This window comes from Armatimonadota bacterium, assembly GCA_020354555.1.
Taxonomy (GTDB): Bacteria; Armatimonadota; Hebobacteria.
Window position 1 is genome coordinate 2,024,865 of the sequence record CP070648.1, and the last position, 8,999, is coordinate 2,033,863.

Below are 8,999 nucleotides of genomic sequence, written 5' to 3' on the forward strand. Positions count from 1 at the left end.
CCCCGGGTTGGGCCGTGCTCGGCGTGATGCTGACGATGCTTGCGGCGGCGGTGTGGTGCGCGGCGGCGGGCATGCAGTGGGCGGTGGCGTTGATACTGCTGACCTTCATCCTGTTGGCCATGGCGTGCCTGGCGCGCCTGACCTGCGCCGGGGGACTCGTTCAGGTGGACGTGCCATACATGCCGAGCGATGTGATAAACTTCGCCGTCGGATCGAGAGCCCTGACCCCGGGCAGCCAGGCCATTATGCACTTTCAGCAGACCACGTGGTGGACCGTGTGGGCATCCGCCCCGCTGCCGCTTTTCATGGACAGCCTGCGCATCTCGCAGGGCACTCGTCTTCCGGCACGGCGGCTGACAATCGTCATCGCTCTCGCCGCGCTCGCGGCGATCCTCTGCGGCTATTACTCGCACATGAAGCTCGCCTACGTCCACGGCGGACTCAGCCTTAACCGGGAGATCTTCTACAACACCCCGACATGGAACATCGCGCGCCTGCGCAACGCCGTGGAATCCGGCATCCCCGTGAACAAGCTACACCTCTGGTCGGCGCTGGCCGGAGTCATCATCACCGGCGGCCTGATCCACCTCCAGCGCAACTACCTGTGGTGGCCGGTAAGCCCGCTCGGCTACCTCATGGGAACCAGCACGTCCTTCGAGGCGATCTGGTTCTCCATGCTCATCGGTTGGGCGGTTAGCGCCCTGATGCGCCGCTTCAGCGGCCTGTATGGCTACCGCCGCCTGCGGCCGCTCTTCCTCGGCCTCATACTCGGCGAATTCGTCACCGCCGGGATCTGGATTGCCATAGACGGCTTCACGGGCGTCAGGATGCATAAGATCTTCCCCGGCGCGTAGCGGCGCGAGTCGATCGCGCGGACCGGGGATGGGCCACTCCACTGATCTTTCTTCCGGCCTATGCCATCTCTCCGCTCACCGCATCCACCGATGGGGAGCCCGGCGTCCGCGTGGGACTGGTCCATCCATCGGAGCTTGGTCGCCCCGTTGTGGAGTCCGCGCGCCCAGGGGCGGTAGGAGATTCCCCACGTCACTCCGAATCACACGCTTATAGGAGGGCATTCACATGAGGATCGCGCTTTGCGGCTGTCTCGTCATGATCTTGCTCGCGGCGGCGCTGCCGGCGTGGGCGGCGGTGGGATCTGAGTATCTGGAACTCGACGGCTGGGCGGAGCCGAACACGCCGCCGGAACACAACAAGTTCGGCGTCCTGCGCTACTGGGCGGAGGGCAAGACGGCGACGGCGGCCACCATCTTCATCCCGGGCAACGGGGGCGGGGCGGCGTCGTTCGACATCGTGGGCCGTTGGCTTGCGGAGAACGCCGACATCGAGGTGTGGGCGATGGACCGCCGCTCAAACCACCTCGAGGATCACACCGGCACCGACCAGGCCCTGAAAGACGGCAACATGCTCATGGCCGGCATGTATTACATGGGCGGCGGGTTCAAGGAGATCACCTCAAAAGACGTTCCGTTCCTCAAGCACTGGGGCCTGCGAACGCATCTCAATGACGTCGCCGCGCTGGTGAAGCACATCCAGGGGCGTGGGATCAAAGACATCTTCCTCGGCGGGCACTCGCTCGGCGCGATGATGACGCAGGCCTACGCGGCATACGAACTGGACGGCGGCAAGCCGGCCTACAAGGACTTGCGCGGCCTGATTCTGTTCGACGGATCGGTGTGGGGATCTCGCGTAGGTGATGATATTGAGAGGCACATCGCGACGCTTGAAGAGGAGATCAGCCAAGGCGCGCTCTTCCCCGCCGACCTGCCACAGGGCGGGATCGTCAGCGAGCTGATCATCATCGCGGCGACACGCGACCCGGAGGGCGCGAGCCCCATCGCGCCGTTCATCCAGGACATGACGGAGGTCACCTCGCCGCTGACCAATCTCGCGCTGTTCGGCGTCGCGATCGACACGGACTTCAATTTCCACGCGCTGTGCCGGGCAGGGAAGCTCGGCGAGCCGGACGCAGCGAATCCGCAGGCGCCGTTGGGCTGGATTGGCTACCAGGACAGCGGGGAGGCGACAGACGCGCTCGCTCTGGCAAAGGCGTTGACCGCCGGCCGCGGCGCCGCGGAGTGGTATCAGCCGCTGGCCCTGATGCCCGACGTCCGCCGGGCGAGCAAAGCGATGCTGGACGTCCCCGAGCTTGGGCTGAAGTATCAGAAGGAAATGGACTTGCCGGTGATCGGTTTCCTCGCCAACGCCGAGAGCTATGACTTCGCCGAAGGGATGAAGGAGTACGCGGCGTCCATCAAAGGCACGGCCGACATCCACGCGATTGACCCCGCGGGGACGTACGCGCATCTCGACCCGATCGTCGCGGCGGATGCTGACAAGCGCGTCTTCACGCCGCTAAAGGAGTGGATGGCGGGCGTGCTGGCGGGCAAGTGACGGGCCCCGCAACCGCAGAGATCGCCGAGCACGCAAAGGGAAAGGCGGTCGCCGCTGACGATGAGTCTGCTCAGACTGCTGATGTGCTTATCGCTATGCGGCGCAATGTGCGCGGCGGCGAGCGGCGCGCAGAGGGCGATGCGCTTTCGCGCGAGCACTCCTGAGCGGGCCCGCGAATGGCAAGCGGCGGCGAGGGAGAAGCTGTTCTCCCTCATGATGGGCGGCGCGCGGCCTGCGCCGGTGCCGCTCGACGTCGAAGTATTGCAGCACATCGAAGTGTCTCGGGGTGGCTATGGCCTCGAGGAAGTGACACTTCAAACGCTCGCTGATCGGCGCGCGCACGCCTGGGTCGCGATCCCGCGCGCGCCTCGCGGCAAGGTCCCCGCGGTGCTCGCGCTTCACGGACACGGCGGCAGCGGAGAGCAGGTGGTCCTCGGCGATGGCCTCTACTGGTATGGCCGGGCGCTCGCCGAGATGGGCTACGCGGTCATCGCTCCCGACATCGGGTCCCACGATCTCCAGCATGACAACTGGACACTCATGGGCGAGCGCGCGTGGGATGCCCTCTGCTGCGTGGACTACATCCTGGGCCGGCCGGAGGTCGCTCGCAAAGACATCGCCGTCGCGGGGCTCTCGCTCGGCGGCGAGACGGCGATGTACGTGGCCGCGCTCGACGAGCGGGTTACGGTTGTCGATTCGAGCGGGTGGCTCACGACCGTCGCCAACATGAAGAACCGCCACTGCCCCTGCTGGCAGTTTCCGGGGCTCGAGGACAACTTCGACTTCGCGGACATCTTCGCGTGCGTCGCCCCGCGTCCGCTGATCTGCGAGATCGGCGAGAAGGAGACGGCACCGGGCGGCTTCCCGGCTTCGATTGCGCGGCGCGCCTTCGGGCAGATCCAGCGGGCGTATCGCGCGTTCGACGCCGAAGACCGTGCCGTACTGGACATCCACCCCGAAGGCCACGTCTTCATCGGCCGGGAGCTCTGGGAGCCGCTGCGATCGGCGATGGGCACGCCGTATCCGTGGCGTGCGTCCCGATCGGCCGATGACGAAGCCTTGCGCCGCGGCGAGATCGCCCGGCGCGCGTTCTCCAGAGCGCTCGGCGTGCTCGACGGGTGGTGGGCGCTGCGCGACCCGAGGACGGATCTCTTCCCCCGCCGGCTCGACCAGAATGTCTGGGCGCCGAACGACAATGCCGCCGACATGCTGCCGTTCCTTTACCTCACCGCGCATTTCCTGTGCCCGGAGCGGACGAGCGACATCTCGCGAGCGCTGGCGAGCGAGCGGGCGCTGACGAATCGGCTCGGCGTGTTGCCGGACTGGTACGACATCGCGAAGGGCGGCTTCGTCCACGAGGACACGGATATCCGCCGCCTCATTTTCGGGGCCGCGGAGTACTGCAAGGACGGCCTGCTGCCGATGACCGAGGTGATGGATCGCGGCCCGTGGACGGAGCGAATGATCGAGCTGGTGGGGGCGATCTTCGAGCGCGCGCCGGTCAAGACCGACTTCGGCATGCTGCCGGCGGACGACGCCGAGGTTAACGGCGACCTGCTCCAGGTGCTGTGCCGCCTCTACGCTATGACCGGCGAAAGCGACTACCTCACCTGGGCCGAGCGCATCGGCGACGCGTACTGTCTGGAAGTGCTGCCCATGAACAACGGGCTGCCCGCGCACCGCTGGGACTTCGAGGGACACCGGGCGACCAACGACGCCTTGAGCCTCAACGATCACGGCAACGAGATCGTGGGCGGCCTCTCGGAACTGATGGTCGCGAGCCAGGCCGCCGGCTCGGAGAAGGCGGCCGCTTACGCAAGGGCCCTCAAAGTGATGTTCGACCGCCTGCTCGAGAAAGGGCGCAACAGCGACGGCATCTGGTTCAGCCTGCTCAAGTCGTCCACGGGCGAGGTCGCCAACGCTCAGCCGCCGGACACTTGGGGGTACGCGCTGACCGGCGCGGCGACCTTCGGCATGGCAACGGGCGACCAGGCGATGAAGGGCGCGGTCATCAAGGCCCTCCGCAACATCGACCAGCCCGAGTACCTTCACTGGCGCGGGGCGGACTCGTATGCGGATGCCATCGAGGGCGCGCTGCTGCTGCTGAATCGCTACCCCGAGCGATCGGGCCTTCGGTGGCTGGAGAAGATGCTCCCGTTGTTCCTCGCGCGGCAGCGGGCGGACGGCATCGTCGAGGGCTGGTACGGTGACGGCAACTACGCGCGCACCGCGCTCATGGCCGGGTTGTACTACACTCAGGGGGTGATGTGCCGCCCGTGGCGCGATGACCTGCGATTCGGCGCGGTTCGCCGCGGGGAGGAACTGCATCTGACGGTGGCGGCTGACGACGCGTGGCGTGGCCGTCTCGTCTTCGACACCCAGCGGCACCAGCGCGTCGTGCGCCTGCCCTTCAACTATCCTCGGCTCAACGAGTTCCCGGAGTGGTTCACCGCGGACCCCACGCGGAAGTACCGGCTCAGCATCAACGGGCGGGAACGGATTGTGAGCGGGGCCGCGCTGTCGCGTGGAATCGGTCTGGGGTTGGCCGCGGGAAGGAAGGCCGCGGTCACCGTCCGTCCGCAGTGACGCGCCTGGGCGCCGGGGGGCTGAACAGCCACAGGCCCCGGTGTCGCGCTGAGCTGTCTCTGGAGTGCGGCGATTCATCGCCGCTTTTGAAAGCGGGAGTTCCACTCCCGCACTCCACAGGGCCGTTCTTCGTGCCAGGCCTCGCCATGGCACCCGCCGGATCAATGCGCGTGCCGCCGCGTCAGAGATCCGGTGAATGCTGAGCACCGAAAGTGACGGAGGTCGCCGCAGCGCCCGCGAACCGACGCAGGGGATCGCTCACCCCCCGCGCAGGATCCGCATCACCTCGTCCGGCGTCTTATGGACGTACTCCGAATAATCCGTCCGCTCCCCGTGCCTCTCGACGAGGAGGCGAACCAGCGTGGCGCGGCCGTGTTCCTTGACGCATTCGACGAACGCGACGCAGACGCCGCGATAGCCCTGATTGTCCGGCCCGTAAAATCCCTGGTCGCACGGGAAGCCGGCACATTCCCAGCAGCCCTCGAAGCCCTTCTCGATGCAGCATCTGCGCTGGTAGCAGTGTTGGACGTTCACCTTGGGATCCGTCCGGCAGTCACATGACTCCGGGCCAAGCGTGCAGATGCCGCAGACCAGCCCGCAATAGGCAATGCTATCCACGAGATCGCCGGTCATCGACTCATTACACCTCACGTCTACGCAACGCCGAACGGTTGGTTACGGCTTGTCGTGTCGGCCGTAGACTTGGGTTGGCGCCACATCAGCCAGGCCAGTAATCCGTAGGCTAACGCCGTCAACACTCCGCACTCGCCGCCCAACAAGGTGTGCCATTGATTGTCGGTCGTCACCGGCTGCAGGACGTTCTGGAAGACGGCGTTGTGGACCGAATGCATCAGCACGGGAACCCAGATGCTGCCGGACCGCAACCGCAGACGACAGATCGCCGCGTTGAACCCGAGGACCATGAGAACGAAAAGGACGACGGTGACGGCAGGATAACTCGACGTGCAGTACTGACCAGTCACTAACAGAGGCAGATGCCACCCGGCCCAGATCAGGCCCAGGATAAACACCGGGCGCATCCAGCCGGTTTTCACCAGCCGATCCAGGAGATAACCGCGCCAGGCCAGCTCCTCCCCTAGGGAGAACGGGGTGAGGATGGGCACCGTTACCGCTAGAATCGCCCCGTAGATATACAGGGGCCAGTGGGCCGTGCGGGGGGCCAACCCGGTCAGCCAGAGGACGCCGTAAACTGGTACGCCGACGATGAGGGGGCCCCATATTGCGGCTAGCGTCGCCTTCCAGTTGCGCCATCCCCAGCCGATGTCCCGAAACCCCTCGCCGAACAACAACCTGCAAAGGAGCGAGCACACCCCCGGGGCCCACATGAAGACGAAAGGCCCGACCCACCCCAGGGCAGCGTAACCGCCGCGAGACAGCAGAAACGCCAGCCAGGACCAACTCACCAGATAGGTGATGGCCCCGTACGCGATGACCGACCGTCGAGGCCCCGATGAGGGCGCGGACTCGTTCACGGCGTATGTATCCTCATCAGATTCCTGGCGCCCCTGACCGGGCGGCGCCCGAGGCATTCACCTCGCCACACCTCTGCGGCTGACAGGCACCGCAGACTACACCGTCCCTTGTCAAGCGGTCGGGCGATCGCCTCACCAGCAGGCACCTGACCCGCCGCGTTCCAGCAGCCATTGTGCCAGGACTGGGTCTATCTCAATCTGCCTCTCTGGCGGGCGCGACATCCCCGGCCCGCTACAGCAGGAACTGACCCAGGTACTTCTTCTTCAGCAACAGCACCGTGTGGCGCATCTCCCCGCGCGACCGGATGCAGGTGTGCAGCTCGGCGTCCACTGCCGGCCGGGTGCCCTCATGCGGCCAGGCGCTTGATCTTCAGCATGCGGAACGTGGATTCGACTTCGATGGTGCGGGACGAGCGGCGGTTCGCTTCAAGCGCCATGTATGCCCCGGTTACCCAGTACCCGCTCTGCTGCTCTCTGAGGTAGTCGCGCGGGAACAGATATGTCCCTCGCTCGGTCCGATAGGTCTCGAGGTGGGCAAGGGCGTCACGGAACGACCGGGTCTCCGCAGCCGCCGCGAAGTGGGCCATCAACTCCGTACGTTGGACGATCCGGGCCCTCTCGTAACCACCCAGACTGCGCTTGCTGCAATCGGGTAGGTGCGCGCTCCAACCGATGGCATAATGATGCACATGATCGCCATCTTGTTGCCGCAGGTAGCCGTAGCCGTCCTTCAGAGCGCGGTACCGGGGATCAAGGACATAGCGAACGACAGCGTCGATCTTGCGCGCAGTTGCCGCGTCTTTCGCGTCGCCGGGGAAGTGAGCGAGCAGGTAGATGTCGTGGATGTAGGGCAGCCTCAGTTCGCCGTCCGGGGTCAGTTCCGGTTTCACAAAACGCTTGTTCCGCAAAGCCCGCGGGATGCCGGCGTACTCATCTTCCCCGATATAGATATCGTACGCTCCCTTGCGGCACGTCTCGTAGAGATCGTCGAGCCGCTGCCGCGCGAAGCTGATCACCGCTTGCTCCATCGCGTAACCTGCCCGCAGCAGACCCGCGGCCATGATGATCTTGTGCAACAGGAAACCCATGCCCTCCCGCCGCCCCGCGTTTGCGACCAGGAGGCGCCGGAAGTGCGCGGCCCTCTTGTCGAACGGAACCATGCCGGCCTTGAGGCCGAGGTCGGCGAGCTTGTTCATCGGGTTCTCGAACGCAGTGTTCTCGCTGCTATGGATACCTCGAGGGACCAGACGCTCAAGCCATCGATTCACCAGCGGACTTCCAAGCAGGTCTTTCCGCAGGCGACCCGGATCGACACGCGTCGCGTCCTCCGACAGCTCGGTCGCGGTGCGGTAACGAATCACCGGCCCGCCACACTCCAGCAACCATTGTGTCAGGACCGGGTCCATCGCGACCTGCCTCTCCCGCAAGACCGCAATCCCGGGCGCGCACCGCACTTCGCGACGGTGAGCCCAGGCGCGCTACAGCAGGAATTGACCCAGGTACTTCTTCGTCAGCAGGAGCATCGTGTGGCGCATGTCCCCGCGCGACCAGATGCCGCCGTGCGGCTCGACGGACAGCCACCCTGTGTAGTGGTGCTCGTAGAGAAAGGCCATGACCTTGCCCCACTCGATGTCACCCATCCCCGCCGCGGGCTGCGAGGCGAGTTGTCCGCCGTGGTAGAGGTGCTCCTTGATGTGCACGTGGCCGACCTTGTGGCCGTAGCGGCGGACGACTTCGAGATAATCGTCGCCGTGATGCTTCCAGTTCGCGGGGTCATACTTTATCTTCACATCCGGGATGTGTGCCCATACGGCCTCGTATGCCGCCAGGCTGTCGAAAAAGCTGTTGCCGTGCGCGGCGTAGAACACCGGCGTCAGGCCCGCATCCTTCATTTTCTTGAGAAACGGCGGGAAGACCTCGAGGAACTCCGCAACCTTGCGCCCTAGCGGCTCGCCTGGGATGTCGCCCCCGCCCATCGAGAGGATGTCGGCCTCGAGCTTCTTGGCGAAGGTGATGGCGCGGTCGAGCATCTTGTGCGCCTCCGCGCGCTCCTTGGCGTTCGGCGACAGGTAATTCCAGCCCCAGATGCCGAGCATGCACACGCGCACGCCGTGCTTCTTGTGGATGGCGCGCATCTTCGTCACCGTGTCTGCGGTCAGGTCGCGGAAGTCGCCCCAGTAGTTGTACTCCAGGCCTTCGTAGCCGTGTTCTTTCGCGAACCGCGAGTCCTGCTCGACGCCTTCCAGACTGTTCTCCCCGATGAAACCGAGTTTCATGTGTCTCTCCTATTCAGAACCTGAAATCACACCGCCAAGGCAACGAGGCGCGCTGCCAGGCGGCACGGCGACCCCGATGTCTTCGCATTACGTCAGGGGCGGTCACGCGCCGTCGCGAATGCGGACTTCCTTCCCCGTCTCCGCGCTGCGCAAGAGCGCCTCCATCATCTGCTGCACGATCAGGCCGTGGCGCAGGGGTGCCGCGCACTCCACGGCGTCGAGGATGCAATCA

At 65.5% G+C, this 8,999-nt stretch carries 7 protein-coding genes; 3 read left to right on the forward strand and 4 right to left on the reverse strand.

Annotated elements, in window-relative coordinates; all coding sequences use genetic code 11:
- The 3 genes from JSV65_08250 to JSV65_08260 all read left to right on the forward strand — a co-directional run.
- Nucleotides 1-854 (forward strand): hypothetical protein (locus JSV65_08250; GenBank protein UCH36331.1); only part of this gene is annotated, 854 nt, incomplete at its 5' end.
- Nucleotides 855-1,080: 226 nt separating this feature from the next.
- Nucleotides 1,081-2,412, forward strand: coding sequence for an alpha/beta fold hydrolase (locus JSV65_08255; protein ID UCH36332.1), 1,332 nt, complete (start codon nt 1,081-1,083; stop codon nt 2,410-2,412).
- A gap of 60 nt (nt 2,413-2,472) precedes the next feature.
- Nucleotides 2,473-4,998 carry an acetylxylan esterase gene (locus JSV65_08260; GenBank protein UCH36333.1) on the forward strand — a complete coding sequence of 842 codons (2,526 nt, stop codon included), beginning with the start codon at nt 2,473-2,475 and terminating at the stop codon, nt 4,996-4,998.
- Between the two features lie 258 nt (nt 4,999-5,256).
- Here JSV65_08260 and JSV65_08265 read toward each other — a convergent pair whose 3' ends face one another.
- The 4 genes from JSV65_08265 to JSV65_08280 all read right to left on the reverse strand — a co-directional run bounded on the left by JSV65_08265 (nt 5,257) and on the right by JSV65_08280 (nt 8,767).
- Nucleotides 5,257-5,631 (reverse strand): DUF3795 domain-containing protein, encoded by a 375-nt coding sequence (locus JSV65_08265; protein ID UCH36334.1) that lies wholly within the window; start codon nt 5,629-5,631, stop codon nt 5,257-5,259.
- A gap of 20 nt (nt 5,632-5,651) precedes the next feature.
- On the reverse strand, nt 5,652-6,491 hold the full coding sequence (locus tag JSV65_08270) for a CPBP family intramembrane metalloprotease (protein ID UCH36335.1): 840 nt from the start codon (nt 6,489-6,491) through the stop codon (nt 5,652-5,654).
- A 347-nt stretch (nt 6,492-6,838) separates the two neighbouring features.
- Nucleotides 6,839-7,687, reverse strand: a complete 849-nt coding sequence (locus tag JSV65_08275; GenBank protein ID UCH36336.1) for a hypothetical protein — start codon at nt 7,685-7,687, stop codon at nt 6,839-6,841.
- A 282-nt stretch (nt 7,688-7,969) separates the two neighbouring features.
- Nucleotides 7,970-8,767 (reverse strand): sugar phosphate isomerase/epimerase, encoded by a 798-nt coding sequence (locus JSV65_08280; GenBank protein ID UCH36337.1) that lies wholly within the window; start codon nt 8,765-8,767, stop codon nt 7,970-7,972.
- Nucleotides 8,768-8,999: the final 232 nt, after the last annotated feature.